Origin of the sequence: Streptomyces hyderabadensis (assembly GCF_020404845.1) — a bacterium.
GTDB classification, from domain to species: domain Bacteria; phylum Actinomycetota; class Actinomycetes; order Streptomycetales; family Streptomycetaceae; genus Streptomyces; species Streptomyces hyderabadensis.
Genome location: NZ_JAIOJZ010000019.1, coordinates 36457 through 54831 on the forward strand (window position 1 = coordinate 36457; position 18375 = coordinate 54831).

The 18375-nt window shown below is 70.4% G+C and carries 17 protein-coding genes; 11 read left to right on the top strand and 6 right to left on the bottom strand.

The genetic code is table 11. The annotated features are described in order from the left end of the window. Positions 1 to 134: 134 nt before the first annotated feature. On the bottom strand, positions 135 to 1067 hold the full coding sequence (locus tag K7854_RS16790) for a LacI family DNA-binding transcriptional regulator (RefSeq protein ID WP_226027326.1): 933 nt from the start codon (positions 1065 to 1067) through the stop codon (positions 135 to 137). A 341-nt stretch (positions 1068 to 1408) separates the two neighbouring features. Between K7854_RS16790 and K7854_RS16795 the strand changes: the two genes are divergently transcribed. The 8 genes from K7854_RS16795 to K7854_RS16830 all read left to right on the top strand — a co-directional run bounded on the left by K7854_RS16795 (position 1409) and on the right by K7854_RS16830 (position 10979). Then, positions 1409 to 2983 carry an MFS transporter gene (locus K7854_RS16795; RefSeq protein ID WP_226027408.1) on the top strand — a complete coding sequence of 525 codons (1575 nt, stop codon included), beginning with the start codon at positions 1409 to 1411 and terminating at the stop codon, positions 2981 to 2983. Positions 2984 to 3238: 255 nt separating this feature from the next. Then, positions 3239 to 4207, top strand: coding sequence for an Lrp/AsnC family transcriptional regulator (locus tag K7854_RS16800; protein WP_226027327.1), 969 nt, complete (start codon positions 3239 to 3241; stop codon positions 4205 to 4207). Between the two features lie 306 nt (positions 4208 to 4513). Continuing rightward, positions 4514 to 5323 carry a dihydropteroate synthase gene (gene folP / locus K7854_RS16805; RefSeq protein WP_226027328.1) on the top strand — a complete coding sequence of 270 codons (810 nt, stop codon included), beginning with the start codon at positions 4514 to 4516 and terminating at the stop codon, positions 5321 to 5323. A gap of 180 nt (positions 5324 to 5503) precedes the next feature. Next, the gene (locus tag K7854_RS16810; RefSeq protein WP_226027329.1) at positions 5504 to 6850 is read left to right on the top strand and encodes an aminomethyl transferase family protein; all 1347 of its coding nucleotides are present in this window, start codon (positions 5504 to 5506) and stop codon (positions 6848 to 6850) included. Between the two features lie 105 nt (positions 6851 to 6955). Then, complete coding sequence (locus K7854_RS16815) at positions 6956 to 7828, top strand: methylenetetrahydrofolate reductase (RefSeq protein WP_226027330.1); 873 nt, start codon at positions 6956 to 6958, stop codon at positions 7826 to 7828. Then, positions 7825 to 8733, top strand: a complete 909-nt coding sequence (gene purU, locus K7854_RS16820; RefSeq protein ID WP_226027331.1) for a formyltetrahydrofolate deformylase — start codon at positions 7825 to 7827, stop codon at positions 8731 to 8733. Before K7854_RS16815 ends, purU begins: the two co-directional genes overlap by 4 nt. A gap of 249 nt (positions 8734 to 8982) precedes the next feature. Continuing rightward, positions 8983 to 9849 (top strand): bifunctional 5,10-methylenetetrahydrofolate dehydrogenase/5,10-methenyltetrahydrofolate cyclohydrolase, encoded by an 867-nt coding sequence (locus K7854_RS16825; RefSeq protein WP_226027332.1) that lies wholly within the window; start codon positions 8983 to 8985, stop codon positions 9847 to 9849. A gap of 68 nt (positions 9850 to 9917) precedes the next feature. After that, positions 9918 to 10979, top strand: a complete 1062-nt coding sequence (locus K7854_RS16830; protein ID WP_226027333.1) for a chorismate-binding protein — start codon at positions 9918 to 9920, stop codon at positions 10977 to 10979. Positions 10980 to 11031: 52 nt separating this feature from the next. On the opposite strand, the gene K7854_RS16835 is transcribed toward K7854_RS16830, so the two are convergent. Both K7854_RS16835 and K7854_RS16840 read right to left on the bottom strand, forming a co-directional pair. Next, positions 11032 to 11652 (bottom strand): TetR/AcrR family transcriptional regulator, encoded by a 621-nt coding sequence (locus K7854_RS16835; RefSeq protein ID WP_226027334.1) that lies wholly within the window; start codon positions 11650 to 11652, stop codon positions 11032 to 11034. Between the two features lie 141 nt (positions 11653 to 11793). After that, the gene (locus tag K7854_RS16840) at positions 11794 to 12405 is read right to left on the bottom strand and encodes a ScbR family autoregulator-binding transcription factor (RefSeq protein ID WP_226027409.1); all 612 of its coding nucleotides are present in this window, start codon (positions 12403 to 12405) and stop codon (positions 11794 to 11796) included. A 386-nt stretch (positions 12406 to 12791) separates the two neighbouring features. Here K7854_RS16840 and K7854_RS16845 point away from each other — a divergent pair, with 386 nt between their 5' ends. The 3 genes from K7854_RS16845 (at position 12792) to K7854_RS16855 (ending at position 14818) form a co-directional block, all read left to right on the top strand. After that, positions 12792 to 13502: an HAD family hydrolase gene (locus K7854_RS16845; protein WP_226027335.1), complete on the top strand. Its 711-nt coding sequence runs from the start codon at positions 12792 to 12794 to the stop codon at positions 13500 to 13502. 222 nt (positions 13503 to 13724) lie between these two features. Beyond that, a complete protein-coding gene (locus K7854_RS16850) occupies positions 13725 to 14180 on the top strand; it encodes an SRPBCC family protein (protein ID WP_226027336.1) in 456 nt (151 codons plus the stop codon). Positions 14181 to 14524: 344 nt separating this feature from the next. After that, a complete protein-coding gene (locus K7854_RS16855; RefSeq protein ID WP_226027337.1) occupies positions 14525 to 14818 on the top strand; it encodes an NAD(P)-dependent oxidoreductase in 294 nt (97 codons plus the stop codon). Between the two features lie 716 nt (positions 14819 to 15534). Here the strand turns inward: K7854_RS16855 and K7854_RS16860 are convergent. Genes K7854_RS16860 through K7854_RS16870 form a run of 3 tightly spaced genes read right to left on the bottom strand, consistent with a single transcriptional unit; the run spans position 15535 to position 18352 of the window. Further along, positions 15535 to 16758 (bottom strand): lactonase family protein, encoded by a 1224-nt coding sequence (locus tag K7854_RS16860; RefSeq protein ID WP_226027338.1) that lies wholly within the window; start codon positions 16756 to 16758, stop codon positions 15535 to 15537. Beyond that, entirely contained in the window at positions 16755 to 17885 is a 1131-nt protein-coding gene (locus tag K7854_RS16865) for an IolE/MocC family protein (RefSeq protein ID WP_226027339.1), read from the bottom strand. The genes K7854_RS16860 and K7854_RS16865 overlap by 4 nt, the downstream gene beginning before the upstream one ends. Continuing rightward, positions 17882 to 18352, bottom strand: coding sequence for a C-glycoside deglycosidase beta subunit domain-containing protein (locus K7854_RS16870; protein WP_226027340.1), 471 nt, complete (start codon positions 18350 to 18352; stop codon positions 17882 to 17884). The genes K7854_RS16865 and K7854_RS16870 overlap by 4 nt, the downstream gene beginning before the upstream one ends. Positions 18353 to 18375: the final 23 nt, after the last annotated feature.

Here is an 18375-nt window from a genome sequence, read left to right on the forward strand (position 1 = left end):
CGTGGCGGACAACATGATCCAGGCCCATCCGGACCCGCCGTACGCCTTCGTCGCCGACGAGGAGATGGCGTTGGCCGCACACGTCGACGAGGCGCCCCGGTACTGCCCGTGACGTCGCGCTCTTCGGTGGGCCCTCAGACCGAACCGCGGACGACGACCTGCGCCGGCGGCGGACGGAGGCCGTCAGTGGCGAGGTCCAGGGCGAGGCGTGCGCTCAGCCGGCCGTGGGCTTCCGCGTCGATGTTGACCGTGGTCAGCGCGGGAGTGGTGAAGGCGCCGTACCCGTTGTCGTCGAAGCCGATGACGGCCACGTCGTCCGGTACCCGGCGGCCGAGGTCGCCCAGGGCGCGCAGGACGCGCAGCGCGACGTCGTCGTTGAATCCGGCGATCGCGGTCACCTCGGGGGCGGCGGTGAGGTACGCCCCGACGGCCTCGGCTCCGGCGGAGCGCTCCAGCGGGGTGACGAAGGAGTCCGGGACCGGGACGCCCAGGTTCCGCGCGGCGTGTCCGGTGAACTTCAGGCGGGCCGCTGCCAGCGGTGACCCGCTCTCGGGCAGGGCGAGGGCGATCCGGGTGTGGCCGTGTTCGACCAGGTGCCGCAGCTGGAGTGCGGAGTGGGCGGCGAGGCCGTCGCGCCAGCCGCCGCCGAGGTCGTCGAGTTCGCGGCCGGTGAGGTAGGTCTCGCCGAAGCGGATGACCGCGCGAGGGGCGATGGCGTCCAGCACCTGCTGGGTGGACTGCGGGGTGTGGTGGCCGTGCCGGACGAGCAGGACGTGGTCGTGGGCGGCCAGTTCCGCGTCGAGCCCTTGTACGTAGCTGCGGGAGTACTTGCCCTCCATGCTCGCGTCGATGTTCAGGACGACGACGCGCGAGGAGCCCTCCCGCAGCGCCCTGGCCACCCCGTGCGGTACGTAGCCGAGGTCCCGGGCGGCCTGCTTGACCCGGTCCCGGGTCGCGGCCGAGATGGTCTGGCGCGGGTCGTCGTTGAGGACGAAGCTGACGGTGGCGCGGGAGACACCGCTGGCCGCCGCCACGTCGTTCAGCGTGACTCTTCCGGAAGTGCCCATCACCCCTGCTCCGATGCGTCAGCGCCCCTCCCCGAAAGCGGCGCACCGCCATTCTAGGGAAGCCGCCCGGCACCGATGCGCCCGACGCCGCACCGCCGGCCTTTCACCGCGACCGCTCACCGGCTCACCGCTTCGCCCCGGGGTGGAGGTTTTCGAGTCCACGGCCGTCTGTTCTGTCGGATTCGGGCATCGGAGGACATCTGGCTCGCCCAGCCCGGGATGCGGACTCCATAGTTCCCCCGTCATACGACCGACGGCGCGCGGCCACGGTCGCGAAGGAGTCCTGAGTGAGTGCAGCAGTGGTGGAACGGCGCCGTGACCGGCGTACGGCGACCTTGGTCATGGCCTGTCTGGGGGTGTTCGTCGGGTACTTCCCGGTGACCACGGTCTCGGTGAGCCTTCCGGTGATCCAGCAGGCCCTCGACGCCTCGACCGCGGACCTGTCGTGGGTGTCCGACGCGTTCGTGCTGCCGGTGGCCGCGCTGATCCTGACCGCCGGGGTCTTCGGAGACGTCCACGGGCGCAAGAAGGTGTACCAGGCCGGCCTCGGGTTCTGTGTGGCGGGCGCCGCGGTCGCGCTGTCCGCGCAGTCCATCGTCCAGGTGTGGGTCGGCCAGGCGCTGCTGGGGGTGGGCGCGGCCGCGCTGCTGCCGATGACCCTGGCCCTCATCAGCCATGTCGTCCCCGACCCGCGGGAGCGGGGCAAGTACATCGGCCTGTGGACGACCTCCATGATGGGATCCCTGGCCGTCGGCCCGCTCATCGCCGGCGTCATCGTCGAACACGTCGCCTGGCGCTGGATCTACCTGCTGCCCATCCCGTTGTCCCTCCTGACGATGGTGATCGCGGCCTTCGTGCTGGAGGAGTCCCGGTCACACGTCGCGCGGAAGCTGGACTGGCCCGGCCAGATCACCGCCGCCGTCGCGGTCGTGGCGCTGGTGTACGGCGTCATCGAGGGCGGGGCCACGTCGTTCGGTGATGTCCGGGTCGTCGTCGCGTCGGCAGTCGCCGTCTGCTCCGGCGCCGCGTTCGTCGTCGTCGAGCGGCGCAGCCCGAGCCCGATGCTGGACCTGACGCTGTTCCGCAGTGCCGCGTTCACCGGATCCGCCCTGGTCGTCATGATCAGCTTCCTGGGCCTGATCGGGTTCTTCTTCGTCCTGAGCCTGTACCTGGGCATGGTGCAGCAGCTCAGCACCCTGGAGGCGGGCATGCGGCTGCTGATGGTCACCGTCCTGCCGATGGTGCTCGGCACCGCCGTGGGACGGCTGATGCGGTACCTGTCCCCGCGGGTACTGATCACCAGCGGACTGGTCATCACGGCCCTGGCCCTCTTCACGCTGACGAACGTCGGAACCGACACGTCCTTCGGCTCGCTGGCCTGGCGCCTGGCCCTGCTGGGGCTCGGACTCGGACTGGCCTTCCCCTGCATCACCGCGACCGCCGTCTCCTCGGTGCCGTACCAGCAGGCGGGCATGGCGGCGGCCGGCAACAACGCCTTCCGCCAGGTCGGCGGTGCCCTCGGCCCCGCGATCCTGGGCGCGCTGCTGACCGGCAAGGCGGTCGGCACGCTGCCCGACCACCTCGCCGCCGCCGGGCTGCCGGGCTCGACCAGCGGTGAGGTGCTGCGGGCCGTGCACGCCGACGGCCTCGGCGCCGTCGCGGGCCTGCCGCTGGGCGAGGCCACCGGACCGGCCCTGAACGCCCTGTCCCAGTCCTTCCTGGACGGGCTCCAGCTGTGCCTGGTGGTGTCGGGCATCGTGATGCTGTTCGGCGCCGCGGTGGCGGCCGTACTGCTGCGGCCCGCCCGCACACCCAAGGGCGGCAGCAGCGGCACGCCGGTCGCGTCCGGCGGTGGCCGCGCGGCGGGCACCGGGCACGGCAGTCCGGCGGCCACCGCGGTGGCCGATTCCCAGTAGGGCCGGGGCGCCACGGGCTCAGCGCGGGACCGCACATCGCGCGCCCGTGGTCCGTCGTCCCACCGCGGCGGAGCAGCGGGACGGCGCCGGGGCCACCCGTGGGGACGGGGCGGCACCGGCAGGCAGGTCCCCGGCCCTGCACCGCAGGGCCGGGGGCACCGCCGCGTGTCGCGTCGCCCGCGACACCCCGGCGCTGTGACCCTCCGCAGCAGAATCCGAAGCAGAACAGGTGCGTGCCCCAGGAAGGCGGCCTTCGTGTACCAGCCCGACGCACTCGACCTGCGCCTGCTCCAGGCCCTCCAACTGGACGGCCGCGCGCCCTTCAGCCGGATCGCGGAGGTCCTCGGCGTCTCCGACCAGACGATCGCCCGCCGCTACCGGCGGCTGCGCACCGAAGCCCGGCTCAAGGTGCTCGGCATGGCCGACCACAGCAGGCTCGGACGCAGCAACTGGATCGCCCGGCTGCGCTGCAACCCCGACGCGGCGGAGCCGCTGGCCGAGGCCCTGGCCCGCCGCGCCGACACCTCGTACATCGGGCTGATGTCCGGCGGCACCGAGGTGATGTGCGCGCTGAAGCCACGCAACCGGCAGGACCGCGACGAACTCCTCCTCGACCGGCTTCCCCGCACCCGCCGCGTCACCTCGGTCGACGCCTTCTGCGTCCTGCACCACTTCTACGGCGGACCGCTCGGCTGGCTCAACAAGATCGACGCCCTGGACCCGGTACAGGAAACCGCGCTGCGGCCGGCCCCGCCCGAGACCGCGGCGAAGGCAGCGGATCCGGACGCGCTCGACGAAAAGCTGCTGGAGTTGCTGGGCCAGGACGGCCGTACGACGGCCACCGATCTGGCGACGGCGACCGGGCAGACGGAGTCCGTGGTCAAACGGCGGATCCGGGCACTGCGCGGGACGGGGGTGCTCTATTTCGACATCGAGTACGACTACGAGCCGTTCGGACACGGCACCGAAGCCGTGCTGTGGCTGCGGGTGGAGCCGGCCCTCCTGCGCTCCGCCGGGCAGGCCCTCGCCGACCATCGCGAAGTCCGCTTCGCCGCCGTCGTCAGCGGTGAGGCCAACGTCGTCGTCTCGGTGCTCTGCCGCAGCACGGAGGAACTGTTCGCCTACCTGGCCGACCGGGTCGGCGCCATACAGGGCGTGCGGGCCGTGGAAGCCGTGCCCACTCTGCGCCAGGTGAAGACCCTCACCTACGCTCCGCGTCGCTGAGCAGTACGGCCCGCCGCCGCGGCAGGCCCGGGACGGCGGTGGTCGAGCAGCACCCTGAACGGACATGGTCGCTGCTCCCACGGCGGGCTCGTCGGCTCCAGCGAAGCTGACGAGAAACAACGCTGAAGGGCTAGAACGATTTAGTAAAGCGTCGTAACCTGTTTGCCATATCGATTTAGCTTTTCCAGCGCGCAGGTGGACGACCTGCGGGCGGAGGAGGTCTCTCCCGCGATGATCGACACATCCCCCCTCACTGGTGCGCGACCGTCACACGGCCCGCTCCCCGGACCTGGCCGGTGTCTGGTGATGGGCATCCTCAACGTGACACCGGATTCCTTCTCCGACGGCGGCCGGTACGCCGACACCCACCGGGCGGTGCGGCACGGCCTGCGGATGGCCCGGGAGGGCGCCGACCTCGTCGACGTGGGCGGCGAGTCCACCCGGCCGGGAGCCGAGCCCACTTCGGTGGCGGACGAGCTGTCCCGGGTCGTGCCCGTGGTGCGCGAGCTGGCGCGCGAGGGCGTGCCCGTCAGCGTGGACACCATGCACGCCGAAGTCGCCCGTGCCGCGGTGCAGGTAGGTGCGTGCCTGGTCAACGACGTCAGCGGCGGTCTGGCCGATCCCGACATGGCGGCGACCGTGGCCGCGGCCGGGGTCTCCTATGTCGTCACGCATTGGCGCGCTCCGAGTCGCGAGATGGAGCGGCACGCTCTCTACCGGGACGTCGTCGGCGAGGTCACCTCCGAGCTGCTGGCGCGGGTGGACAGCCTCACCGCGTCCGGTGTGGATCCCGGGAGGATCATCCTCGACCCCGGCCTCGGCTTCGCCAAACACGCGGGCCACGACTGGCAACTCCTCGCTCACATGAGCACGTTGACGGCGACCGGGTTTCCGGTGCTGGTGGGCGCGTCCAGGAAGCGCTGTATCGGCGCCGCCCTGAGCGGCCTGGCGGACGGCACTCACGCGCCGGACACGAGGGATGCCGCGACGGCGGCCGTGTCCGCGCTCGCGGCGGCTGCCGGAGTCAGGTGCGTGCGGGTGCACGACGTCCGCTCCAGCCTGCACGCGGTGTGCATGGCCGCGGCCTGGAGTGGCCGCGCCCCGTCGGCCGCGTGAGGGGCGATGGTGCACGCACGGGTCTCGTCAGGACGGAAGCCCTTCTGCTAGCTTGCGCTAGATCGTTTTAGTTCGTCTCAGCTGCAGAACTTCACCTGCCCGTAGTGCATCGAGCCGCACACGAAAACACCGAGCTAGATCGCTCTAGCTCGGACGTATCGCTTGGAAAGAAGGAGTCGCATGACAGTCCCCAGCCTTCAGGACGGCATCGACCAGGCCGGCTCGACCGTCGGCCTGCTGTGGCAGCCGGGTGCCGAGCCGTGGACGCCCGAGGTGGTGGACCGGGAGTACGTCGGCTGGCGCACGGAGCAGCGTGCCTGGCACGACGGCGTGGCGCTGCTCAATCTCTCGCACCACATGTTCGACATGTGGATCGAGGGCCCGCACGCCACTCGCGTGCTGGCCGAGTACGGCGCGAACAACTTCGAGAAGTTCGCGATCGGCCAGGCCAAGCAGTACGTGCCGGTGACCCGCCACGGCCACATCGTCACCGACGGCATCCTGTCCCGCGAGGCCGAGAACTCCTACCTCCTCAGCGGTGTGCCCGCCTCGCAGCACTGGGTCCAGTACCACGCCGAAAAGGCCGGCTACGACGTCGAGTTCAGGACCGACGAGTCCTCCGCGTTCCGCCGGGGCGGCGGTGACCCGAAGCTGTTCCGCTACCAGATCCAGGGGCCGCTCGCCCTCGAACTGATCGGCAAGGTCCTCGGCGGCCCGGTTCCGGAGACCAAGTTCTTCCACTCCACGCCGGTCACCCTGGACGGCCGAGCCTTCAAGGCACTGCGGCACGGCATGGCGGGCCAGGCGGGCTACGAGTTCATCGGCCCGTGGGAGCACGCCGCGTATGTGCACGAGGCGTTCGTGAAGGCGGGCGAACCACTCGGCCTGGTCCAGGTCGGCGCGCTGGCGTACGCCACGCCGAGCGTGGAGAGCGGCTGGGTACCCTCGCCGGTGCCCGGCATCTACACCGACCCCGAGCTGGCGGAGTACCGCGCCTGGCTCCCGCTGTTCGGCATCGAGGGCAAGCGCCCCCTCAACGGCAGCTACTTCTCCGAGAACATCGAGGACTACTACGTCTCCCCGTACGAACTGGGCTACGGGAAGATGATCCACTTCGGGCACGACTTCCACGGCCGGGACGCCCTGGTCGCCGCCAAGGCGGACGAGAGCCTGCGCAAGAAGGTCACCCTCGTCTTCGACCCGGACGATGTGCGCCGGGTGCTGGGCGAGGGAGCCGACCCCGGCTTCGTACTCAGTTACGCCCGCCACCGCGTGGAGACCTCCGCCGGCCTGGCCGGCGTCACCATGCAGACCGCGTCCATCGACCCGGTCGGCACCGTGCTGTCCCTGACCCTGATCGACCCCGCGCACGCCGCCCCCGGCACCGAGGTGAGCGTGGTCTGGGGTGAGCACCCCGGACCGGGTACGGACCCCGAGGCCGATCTCGGTTTCCCCCGCATCCGCGCAACCGTCCAGCCCAGCCCGTACGACCGCCACGCCCGCACGGAGTACCGCCGCAACGCCTGACCCAGGCGGCCCCGCGGCCCGGTCGGCGCCGTCCCGCACGGCCGACCGGGAGAAGCCGTCCCGGTCGGCCCGGTTCCGGGCGCCCTCGCCTTCACAAGGAGCATCATGAACCCCGTCAGCACAGCGTCCCCGGCGGTGAGCACGTCACTGCTGGAGGACTTCTCCCTGGAGATGACCGGCAAGGACGTGCCCAAGCTGGAGGAGGCGGCCGGCCTCATCCCGCGGGGCACCCGTGTCAACATCACCTTCCTCGGCACCGAGGATCTGCGGATGCGGCTGGACGCCGCCCGAGCGGTCAAACGCCTCGGCTTCACACCGGTCCCGCACATCTCCGCCCGACGCCTCGGCTCCCAGGCGGACTTCGTGCAGTTCCTCGCCGCACTCCAGGCGGACGGCACCGGCGCCGACGTCTTCACGGTCGGCGGCGATCCGACCCGCCCCGAGGGGCCCTACGAGGACTCCCTCGCCCTGATCGAGTCGGGCCTGCTCGCGCGGTACGGCGTCAAGGGCGTCGGCATCGGCGGCTATCCGGAAGGCCACCCCGCCATCGCCGACGACGTGCTGTGGGCCGCGCTGCGGGACAAGGGCGCCGCCCTTGCCGCCCAAGGGCTTCAGGGCAGCGTCATCACCCAGTTCGGCTTCGACGTCGATCCCGTGCTCGCCTGGGTCGAGCAGGTTCGCGGCCTCGGCATCACGCTCCCGATCCGGATAGGTGTCCCCGGTCCGGCCGGGGTGCGGCGGCTGATGGCGTTCGCCGCCCGGTTCGGCGTGGGCACCAGCGCCTCCATCGCCAAGAAGTACGGCCTGTCGATCACCAACCTCATGGGCACCGCGGGACCGGACCGGTTCCTGCGCGCCCTCGCCGAGGGCCACGAGCCGGCCCGGCACGGCGACGTGAAGATCCACTTCTATACGTTCGGCGGGCTCAAGGCCACGTCCGAATGGATCGCCCAGTTCAGGAAGGACGACTCCGTATGACCGCCACGCAGGCCGCGCCCACTTCCACCGCCAAGAGGAGGCGGGGGACCGATCACCAGGCGTCGCTGATCGTCCAGGGCGCCGACGCGACCGGCATTGTCGCGGCCGTCACCTCGGTGCTGAGCAGGCACGGCGCCAACATCGTCGCCCTGGACCAGTACTCGGACGATCCGCAGGGCGGCGCCTTCTTCCAGCGCACCGTCTTCGGCCTGGACGGCCTCCAGGCCGCGCTGCCCGCGCTGCGCGCCGACTTCGACGAGGAACTGGTGCGGCGCTACGGCCTCACTTACACCCTGCGCGACCAGTCGGTGCCCAAGCGGATGGCGGTCTTCGCCTCGAAGTCGGACCACTGCCTGCTCGACCTGCTCTGGCGCCACCGGCAAGGCCAACTCCCGGTCAGCATCCCCATGGTCATCTCCAACCACCCCGACGTCGCCGAGGAGGTGCGGAGCTTCGGCATCCCGTTCTTCCACGTCCCGTCCATGGGCGCGGACAAGTCGGCCGCCGAGGCCGAACACCTGCGGCTGCTCAAGGACAACGTCGACTTCGTCGTCCTCGCCCGCTACATGCAGATCCTCTCCGGCGGCTTCATCGAACAGGCCGGCGTCCCCATCATCAACATCCACCATTCCTTCCTGCCCGCCTTCATCGGTGCCGGTCCCTACGCCAAGGCCAAGGAACGCGGCGTGAAGCTGGTGGGCGCCACCGCCCACTACGTCACCGAGGATCTGGACGAGGGCCCGATCATCGAGCAGGACGTGGTCCGGGTGAGCCACGCCGACACGGCCGCCGACCTCACCCGCCGGGGCGCCGACGTCGAGCGCGCCGTGCTGTCCCGCGCCGTGCTGTGGCACGCCGAGGACCGGGTCATCCGCAACGGCAACCACACCATCGTCTTCGCCTGAACCACCGATCCGCCCCATCGATCCCTCCACGTCCCCGCCGGGGAAACCGCCCGGAACCGGGGCAGGTGGTCTTGTCGCGCGCCGGAACAGGCCACCGGGGCGGCGGACACGGCGGATTCCGCACGTTCCGCTCCGGTACGCACCGCCGCCCCGGCGTCGTGCACCGTGGCCGCGTACGGCTGCGGCCGCGGCCCACAGCCCGCGCCGCCGGGCGCATCGTTCACCGTCACAGAAAGGCGGTTCGCCACCATGACCACCACGATCAACGGCGCCTCGCACGCCCGGAACATCCGGGCCCGCGTCGCCGAACGGGTCGCCCGGCTCAGGCACGACGGACATCTGCCCGGCCTGGCCACCATTCTGGTCGGCGACGATCCGGCCAGTGCCGTGTACGTCGCCGCCAAACGACGCGCCATCCGCGAGGCGGGCATGCGCGACTTCCACCGCCACCTGCCCCAGCACGCCACTCAGGACGCGGTGGCGGAGGTCATCGACGAACTGGCCGCCGACCCGGACGTCTCCGGCATCCTCCTCCAACTTCCCCTGGCCGCCCACCTCGACGCCGCCGCGCTGATCGACCGCATCCCCGTCACCAAGGACGTCGACGGCCTGACCACCGCCAGCGCCGGCCGCCTGGCCCGGGGAGAACGCGGGCTGCGTCCCTGCACGCCCAGCGGTGTCATCGAACTCCTCGACGCCGAAGGCATCGAACTGAAGGGCGCGTGCGTCGCCGTCGTCGGCTGGGGCGAACTCGTCGGCCGGCCCTTGTCCCAGCTGCTGCTGCGCCGGGGAGCCACGGTGACCGTCGCCCACGAGTTCACCACCGACCTAGCCGCCGTCACGCGCCCCACCGACGTCGTCGTGGTCGCCACCGGCGTCCGCGGTCTCATCGGCCCGGAGCACGTCAAACCCGGCGCCACCATCATCGACGTCGGCATCCACCGCACTCCCGGCGGTCTCACCGGGGACGTCCGCGCCGCCGAACTGGACGGCATCGCCGGCCGAATCACCCCCGTGCCCGGCGGAGTGGGACCGATGACGATCGCCATGCTCCTGGTCAACACCCTCCAGGCCGCCGAGTGGGCAGCCGAGCAGGAGGCCGCCGTGCCTGCGTAGCCAGGTGCCGCCCTCCGGGCGAAGGACGGCACCAGCACGCGCATCCCCACCGAGGAAAGGCACCGGACGTGAAGGATTTCGCTCCGCTGGCCAGGTTCGCCGGCCGCCGGGCGACCGGTCTTCTCGATGTCACCCACGACCCCGGGGCTCTCGACTCCACGGGCTTGTGGGCTGTCGTCGCCGACTTCGAGGGCAGCCTGACCTGCGCCCGCTTCCGTGACGTCCGCCCCGCCGCGCGGCCCGCCGGACCGGCGCTCCGATGGTGCGGACCGGGCCGGGACCAGTGGACCACCTCGCTGGACCGGGCCGCCTACACCGCGGGCGTACGGCGCATCCGCGCACACATCGCCGCCGGGGAGGTGTACCAGGCCAACCTGTGCCGGGTGCTGTCCGCCCCGCTCGATGCCGGCGCTGACATCGAGGCGCTGGCCGACCGGTTGGCCGCGCGCCATCACGCCCCCTACGCCGGTCTGGTCAGACTGCCGGAGCACGGCGTGGAAGTGGTGTCGGCATCCCCCGAGCTGTTCCTGCGCCGCACCGGCCGGGGGATCGAGTCGGGACCGATCAAGGGCACCGGACGTACCGAGGGGGACCTCCTGGAGAAGGACCACGCCGAGAACGTCATGATCGTCGACCTGGTCCGCAACGACCTGGGCCGGGTCTGTGCGACCGGCAGTGTCACCGTCCCGGATCTGTGCGTCGTGGAGAAGCACCCGGGGCTGGTCCACCTGGTCTCCACCGTGCGCGGGGAACTGCGCGACGGGGCCGGGTGGGCGGATCTGCTGGCGGCGGCCTTTCCGCCCGGTTCCGTCACCGGCGCCCCCAAGGAGAGCGCGCTCGGCATCATCCGCGCTGTGGAGACCGCACCCCGGGGGCCGTACTGCGGTGGGGTCGGATGGGTCGACGCGGATCGTGGCCATGGTGAACTCGCCGTGGGCATGAAGACCTGCATACCGGTGTCCTGTTGCAGCTTCAGCGCGGCCGCCGCCGCGGCGTCCTCCGATGCGGTCAGGCGCTCGGTCGGCAAGGCGCCCCGCCGGTGCTCGGCTCGCGCCGCCAGTAGTTCGGCGGGTCGCAGCAGGCTTCCCACATGCTCGGCCCGGATCGTCGTCGGCATCGGCCTTCCCTGAGGGCAAGAGGCCGGCCACGGCAACACATGACTGCCCCGGCCGTCCGCACCGCTCAGGGGCGGACGGCCACTCCACGCAGGAAGACGCGCACCGCCTCCACGACGGACGTGTGCACCTCGGCCTCGGTCAGCTTGCGCGGCGCATCGGTGAGCAGCCGCATCTGGGCGTCCCCGAGCATGGCCTGGTACAGCTGCGCCGCGGCCCGCAGCGGATCGTCGACCTCGATCAGGCCGTCGTCGCACGCCTGGCGCAGACAACCCCCGATGACCGCGTGCCCCGCGGCCGGCCCGTGTTCGGCGAACACCTCGCCCAGTCCCGGAATCCGCTGCGCCTCGGCCGTCACCAGCCGGTGCAAGGCGATGGCCTGCGGGCTGAGCACCACGGAGGCGAAGTGTTCGCCCAGCGCCACCAGGTTGTCGGCGAGACGCTCGCCGCCCGGCGCGAAGTCGTGCAGGGGCCGCGACCATTCGTCGCACAGCGTCTCCACGGCGGCCCGGAACAGCGCGCTCTTGTCGGCGAAGTACCGGTAGAGCGTTGCCTTGGAGCCGCCCACCGCCGCCAGCACGTCCTCCATGGAGACGCCCGTGTAACCACGCACTATGAACAACTCGCCGGCCGCTCGCACGATGCGCTGCCGACGGTCCGTCGCCGTCATCCTGCGCACGCTCGTCATGTCGTGCACGGTAGGCGACCACCGACGTTCCACTCTCGCCCGCTGCCGGGCCCTGACCGCCCGTACGCGAGTGGCGCGTGACGCTCTCGGCGCGACCGGGTCACGTGCCTGCCGGAGCAGGAGGCCCTTCGAGTATGACTCTCACCGGCCTGTCCGGAGGTTTCCGGGGGAGGGTTGGGGCCGGAGGGAGGGGAGGGTCAGCTGCCACCAGTAGGTGAGGCGGTTGTCGAGGACGGTCGTGCCCTCAAGTGCCTCGGTGAGAGTGCACAGACCGAAGAACGCGGGCACCAGAGTGCGGGCCGCGCGGGCGGGGTGGATGCCCTCGTTGACGTGTCCTGCCAGCCGGGCCTGTGCGAGCAGGCGCGTGGTGGCGGCGGTCCAGAGCGCGAAGGGGTCGGGGATGGGAGCTTTGATGACGGCGCGCTCGACCCACAGACGGGCCCCGGCCCGCGTCACGGTGTCCCGGGTGAGGGCGTGGGCGATGTCGTAGCTGAGTGCTACGAGCCGTTCGAGCGGGGGTACGGTCTCGTCTCCGTAGCGTGCTGCGAGCTGGGACCAGGTAGCGAACCGGTCCTCGACGACGGCGACGGCGATTCCTTCCTTGCTGGTGTAGTGGAAGTAGACCGCGCCGCTGGTCCGGCCCGACCTCGCGCTTATGTCGTTGACGCTGGTGGCCGCGTATCCCTGTTCGGCGAACAGTTGGGCTGCCGCTTCCAGCAGTGATCTGCGGGTTGCCTTCGCCCGTTCCTGCAACGTTCCGTCCGCCCTCGTCTGTTCTCGATGTCGGGCCACGAATTTAGTGCGCCAGCGTACGCCCGGAGCCCAAACGGGCACTTTCAGGCGGCAATTACACAGTTCTTTCGAACTCGCACGCGTGCGAGTGGTAAAGGGAGCGCGACGCTCCGGCCTCGCACCGTCAACCGTGCGCGGCAACTGGCCGAAAGTGCGTGCTGTTGACGCCCCCAGTGACTGCGCCGTGCCCGTCGCCGTATGGCTGTACGCCTGTTTCCGATGCGCTTCGAGTCACCGGAAAGGGTTATTGCCCGATTTGCCTGGACGGAAATAACGTAGTGGAAACTATCTTTCCGTTTTCGTGCCGAGACGGGACGCGCATACGTGCGAAAGCATGGGAGACTCCAGTGACCACCTCGACCCACAATCTCTTCGACTGGTCGCCCGAAGCCGTCATCTTCGACTGCGACGGGACCCTCATGGACAGCGAACGCCACTGGCAGGAGGCTCGCAGCCGGGCCTTTCGAGAGCACGGCCTCCAGCCGCCGCCCGGGTTCGCGGAGCGGGCCGTCGGTCTGCACTACGAGGACTGCGGCCGGCTCATGGCGCAGACCGTGCACAAACCCGAACTGGCCGAGGACCTGGCAGCCGCGCTTCTCGACCACTTCCTGGCACTGGTCACCGACGAACCGGTGACGATGCCTGGCGCGGTCCGGCTCCTGCGGCTGCTCTCCGGCCACCTGCCGTTGGCGGTGGCCAGCAACTGCCCGAGGGTCGTGGTCGAAGGCAGCCTGGAACGGGCCGGGCTGCTCGCGCACTTTCAGTACCTCGTCGTCCCCGACGCCGGGGACGGTGTGCGTCCCAAGCCGCATCCCGACGTGTACGCCGTGGCGGCCCGGCTCTGCGGTGTCCCCCCGCACCGGGCGCTGGCCGTGGAGGACTCCCTGACCGGTATGGAGGCAGCCCGCCGGGCAAGCCTGCGGGTCCTGGGCGTCGGTCCTCGGCCGCAGGGCCAGGGCCCCACCCGGGCCGATGGGTGGTTACCGTCACTGGACGCTCCCGAACTGGTGGCCTGGGCCCACGCGCTTGCCGGCCCACCCGGGTCACAACAGCCTTGACGGTGCAGCGGAGGGCGCGCTTCGACGAGTCCGACCGTCCACACCCACCGATGCGTTCCGGCTCACGCTGGTCAACCATGGATGCGCCTCCCCTGGACCATGGCGGGCGGCCCGTTCCCGCGGTGTTCCTCCGGACGGTCTCATGTCCCGGCGCGTTACCCGGGGCGGCCGGATCCCCGGGCTAGTGTCGGCGCTCCGTCGTTCTTAGGGAGCGTGTTCAGCTTGGCCCGCAACCGTCGCCTGATCCTGAGTACCCCGTCCGAGGTCTGGAGCCTGCTGGCCGACGGACACCGCTACGGGGAGTGGGTGACCGGCACCCAGCGGGTGCTCGCCGTGGACCCGCACTGGCCGCAGGTGGGCGCCCGGCTGCGGGTCAGGGTCGGTGTGGGCCCGCTGGTCCTCGACGACACCTGCGTCGTGCGCGTCTGCGAACCCGAGCGCCGCCTGGAATTGGAGGCGAAGGCCGAACCGTTCGGCGCGGCCCGCATCGCCATGAAGCTGATGCCCTGGGGTGAGGCCACGCTCTTCGTTCTCGACTGGCACGCGCTGAGGGGCCCCGGCATCCGGATGCACGGACTGCCCGTGGACTACCTCGTCGAGGTCCGCAACGGCATGATGCTGACCAAACTGGCCAGGATCGCCGTCATGGAGCACGACCGGACACCGCAGCGGGGCTGAGAGCGTGCGCTGCCGGCGTGCCGGGACCTTGGACGGCCGCGGACGGTAAGGCCGGCTCACCCGTGCGGGGTCGGTTCGGTACATCGCGGTGACGGGGCAGGGTGCACCGCACGCGCACGAAGGGCTGATCACGCCCGACGACCACCGCCTGCGACCCGGCGTCGCGCAGCTCCCCGAGGGAGGGGAAGACGGGGCGAACCCGAGTGCCCCGTCCGTGGCGTAGGTGCCTTGCGTGTCTTCCGCATCAGGTCCCGGTGGGCTACTCGGGTTTGGTCGTGCGCCTGCCGGCGCCAGCAGCAGGTCGTCCCGCCGCTCGGGCATGGCGTGGCGTGGCGGTGGTCCCTGTGAGCCGGCCGGGTACTCCTCCAGCGGACACGGCGCTGTACGAGGCGCTGACCGAGGGGTGGATCGCCGGCGCGGCGGTGGACGACATCGAGGAGGAACCCGCGAAGCAACGCGACTGGCAGCCGGGAAACCCCCTCTTCGAACTGCCCAACGTCATCATCACCCCGCACGCCGCCTACTACTCCGAGGAAGCCATCGGCGCGGTCCGCACCATCGCCGCGGAAGAGGCCGTACGGGTCCTGACCGGGCAACCCGCCCCGTACCCCGTCAACGAGTTGAGCGCCGGCGCGTGACCTGCACGGGTGATACGGCGCGCTGTCCAATTCAGGAAGACGCGGCGCCTGCAGGGTGAGTCGGGGTTCTGGTCCGTGACTGGTCCGGAAGCGCTGGTCAGAAGCGGGAGGGCGAGGGGAGGAACCAGGAGGTGAAGGCGCCTGACGAGTAAATGACCAGGTCAGGCGCCTTCAGCCGTGCCTCTAGAAGAAGCCGAGCTTCTTCGCGGAGTACGACACCAGGAGGTTCTTCGTCTGCTGGTGGTACACGGCTCAGATGCAGCTTGACCAGCTAAAACAGCTCCGATCGCCACAAGCTGCGGACGGCTGGTCCGGGTATGGTCCGGATCTTGCTTCGAAGGTTCGTGGTGATGAGCGCTGCTCGCATGTTGCGCTTGTACGACGATGACGGCCTCGGTACTGCTTCGAGAGGCGACGCAGAAGACTGTCCCGACCGGGCTGCACCAAGGCTGGATCCGGCGCTGGCGGAGGCCAGCGGCGATTTCTTCGACCCGGCCCCGTCCCACACTCCAGCCAGTCCCTCTCGTTAGCCGCGCCCGACGCATCGTTGCTTTGGGCGCGGCCAGCTTGACTCGTCGTGGGAAGGGCGTCAGCCATGGCGTCCCTTAGCTGTACGCGAGGCCCCGTCCAGGAGCCGCACCGTACTGGGACTTCTCGACCACCCACATCAGGATGCTTCCTCGGCCCCGTCGCTCACGTCCTCGGTTCACGCAATGTCAGTCCGGCAATACCCCGAACTCCACAAAGGCCGGCTGGGAGACCCCAAACTCGGAGAGCGGAGCCAGCGTGCCCTCGTCGGGGTCGACCGCGTACGAGCGCACCAGGTTCGCCGGCCGGTCGGCGACGAGGAGGAAGGTGCCGGAAGGGTCGAAGGCAAAGCTGCGGGCCGCTAGTCCAGGGTGAATTGAGGGCGCGAGCGGTACATGTCCGGCCCGGGTGAGGCCACCGTCCGGGTCCGCGCGGAACCAGACCACAGTGTCTTCTCCGCGGTTGTTGACGTACACGAAGCCGCCGCCGGGGTGGACGCGGACCTCAGCGGGCTCGTTGAGGCGGGTGAAACCGGAGGGCAGGGTCGAGGTCCTGGCCAGCTCGCGCAATTCTCCAGAGGAGGGATCGAAGGAGTACGAGGCGATCTCGGACGCGAATTCGTACGTCACGTAGGCCCGGTCGCCGTCTGGTGCGAAGGCGATGTGGCGGGGGCCGGTCTCTGGTGGCAGCTGGCAGGTGTGGGCGAGTTCGAGCGTCGTACCGAGCCGGTACACGAGGATGCGGTCGGTTCCCTTGTCGCCGACCAGTACCCAGCGGCCGGTCGGGTCGATGACGGCGCAGTGCGCGTGCGCGCCGGATTGTCCGTGTCCGCCGGCCTGCGGCGAGAAGTTCGGGTCCTTGCCGTGGCCTTCCATGACCCGCACGTCGCGCAGCGCGGCGAGGCGTCCGTCGGCGGACAGGCCGTACAGGAGCACGGTCGAGTCGTCGTAGAGGTATTCGGTGTGCCAGGTGCCGTCGTCGGCGCGGACCACGTGTTCCACGTGGTCGAAGTCACCGTGGTTGGCGGTGACGAGTACCCCCTGTTGCTCGTCCAGCCCGAGATAGGTGGGGCGTGGGCCGGGTGCGGGCAGCCAGTTGAGAGGGCTGAGACGCCCGTCGCGCTCCGAGACCGTCAGCGCGTGGACGGCGGCCGGTGGTTCGACCGGCCCGCGTCCGTCGGTCTTGCGTTCGTCCACCGCGTACAGGGTCCGGGTGCCGGGTGCGTACACCAAGTAGCCGGCGTCCCGCGGTTCGGCGGTGTGGTGCGCATGGACCAGTTCGCGACCGTCCCACGACACGTGGAGGGTCGTGATACCGCCGGCCTTGGGGTCGGTGGTGTCCCCGTAGGCGCCGATGAAGGCGACAAGGCGTCCGGTGGGCCGTACGGCAGGGGCGATGTGCCGGGTGCTCATGAGGCGATCAGCCTCCGCAGCATCTCCTGGTGGCGGCGGACCTGGTCCACCTCGCTCATCAGGTCTTCGCGGCCGCGGTCCTGGAAATAGCGCTGGCCCTCGTACTCGGAGTTGATGTAGCCGTTGAAGCCGCCGGCCTTGAGCGCGCCGATGGCGGCGTCGTAGTCGATGGAGATCTCCTGGTACTGGCCGGGGGCGTCGGGCACCGGGGACATGTTGTTGAACTTGCCGTGGACGTGGATGACGTGCGGCGCGATCTCGCGGAGGGTGTCGGCGGAGGTGCGGGAGAGCATCAGGGCCTCGGCGACGGTGCGGTAGTCGATGTCCCGGGCGTCCTGGACGCGGTCGTCGGCGTACTTCTTGACGGCGGTGAAGACGGAGGCGAAGTCCGGCTCGCACTGCCCGGTGTTCAGGAAGCGGTTGAAGTCGGAGCGCAGGTTGCCGGCGGTGTGCCGGGCGAGCGGGGAGAGGTCGAAGGGGGCTTCGCCGCGGCGGATGAGCAGGGCGAGGTCCACGGAGGCGGTGGAGGCGGTGGGCTGGGCTCCGCGCCGTTCCAGCCAGGCGAGCAGGACCTCGGACGGGCGGAACTGGAAGATGCCCAGGTCGGGGACGATGCCGAGGTGCTTGGTGCCGGTGCGTTCCACGACGTCGAGGATGTCACCGACTTCCCGGCCTTCGAGGTTCATCGGCTGGTGGATTTCCTTGCCGAGCCGGATGTCGAGGGACTCGGCCAGGGGCAGCGCGGAGACCAGGATCTCGACGGGGACGACCGACAGGACGCGCACGTTGCTGAAGCCGAGGGACTTGGCCAGGCGGATGTCGTGGCGGAGCCGGTCGGCGCACTCCTCGTACGTCATGACGTGGTCGCGGAACTGCAGGACGTCCATGCCGACGTCCATGGCGACGGGCCTGGTGCCGTAGGTGTCCATCCAGGTGAACCACTGGCGGCGGAAGTCGTCGCCCGGTTCGGGGTAGCGCAGGGACATCTCGTCGATCAGTTCGATGCCGTCGGCGCCGCCGAGGTTCTGGCCGACCTCGCGGATCTGGTCCTCCAGCATCAGTTCTTTGAAGAATTGGGACTGCTGGTAGCTGTAGAGGGATACGCCTCGCCGGATGGTCGTGGTCATCGGGCGGCCTCCGCTTCGGTCAGGTCAAGGGTGTAGGTGACGATCTCGGGGGTCTTGTCCGAGCCTGCGCCGGAGCCGGGCTTGGGCGGGTTCTTCACCCATTCCTCGTCGGTGGGCAGGTAGCCGTAGGCGGCGAGGACCGACTGCTGGAGGCGGATGGTGTGGCGGCCGGGGGCGAGTCCGCCGGGGGCGGCGATGTGCAGGATGCCCTCGTCGTCGTAGTCCCAGTGTTCGTGCACGGCGGTGCGGATCTCGTCGAAGGTCCGGGGTGCCTTGCCGTTGATCTCGAAGGTCTGGACGGAGGTGGGGTATTCGGTTCCGTCGACCTCCAGGTAGTAGCCGTTGTGGAGGGAGAGGTAGCAGCCGCGGTAGTTGGCGTGGCGGACGGCCAGGGTGAAGCCGGTGGTCTGTCCGTCGCGCTGCTCGTTGCGCAGGCTGTCCGGGCGGATCAGGAAGTTGTCGAACATGTCCTTGTCCTCGTCAGGAGGTG

Excerpts from the sequence above, each read along its gene's own strand:
- K7854_RS16865 (WP_226027339.1), bottom strand. The coding sequence starts at position 17,885 with ATGACCACGACCATCCGGCGAGGCGTATCCCTCTACAGCTACCAGCAG.
- K7854_RS16870 (WP_226027340.1), bottom strand. The coding sequence starts at position 18,352 with ATGTTCGACAACTTCCTGATCCGCCCGGACAGCCTGCGCAACGAGCAG.
- K7854_RS16810 (WP_226027329.1), top strand. The coding sequence starts at position 5,504 with ATGACAGTCCCCAGCCTTCAGGACGGCATCGACCAGGCCGGCTCGACC.
- K7854_RS16835 (WP_226027334.1), bottom strand. The coding sequence starts at position 11,652 with ATGACGAGCGTGCGCAGGATGACGGCGACGGACCGTCGGCAGCGCATC.
- folP (WP_226027328.1), top strand. The coding sequence starts at position 4,514 with ATGGGCATCCTCAACGTGACACCGGATTCCTTCTCCGACGGCGGCCGG.
- K7854_RS16825 (WP_226027332.1), top strand. The coding sequence starts at position 8,983 with ATGACCACCACGATCAACGGCGCCTCGCACGCCCGGAACATCCGGGCC.
- purU (WP_226027331.1), top strand. The coding sequence starts at position 7,825 with ATGACCGCCACGCAGGCCGCGCCCACTTCCACCGCCAAGAGGAGGCGG.
- K7854_RS16795 (WP_226027408.1), top strand. The coding sequence starts at position 1,409 with ATGGCCTGTCTGGGGGTGTTCGTCGGGTACTTCCCGGTGACCACGGTC.
- K7854_RS16860 (WP_226027338.1), bottom strand. The coding sequence starts at position 16,758 with ATGAGCACCCGGCACATCGCCCCTGCCGTACGGCCCACCGGACGCCTT.
- K7854_RS16790 (WP_226027326.1), bottom strand. The coding sequence starts at position 1,067 with ATGGGCACTTCCGGAAGAGTCACGCTGAACGACGTGGCGGCGGCCAGC.
- K7854_RS16815 (WP_226027330.1), top strand. The coding sequence starts at position 6,956 with ATGAACCCCGTCAGCACAGCGTCCCCGGCGGTGAGCACGTCACTGCTG.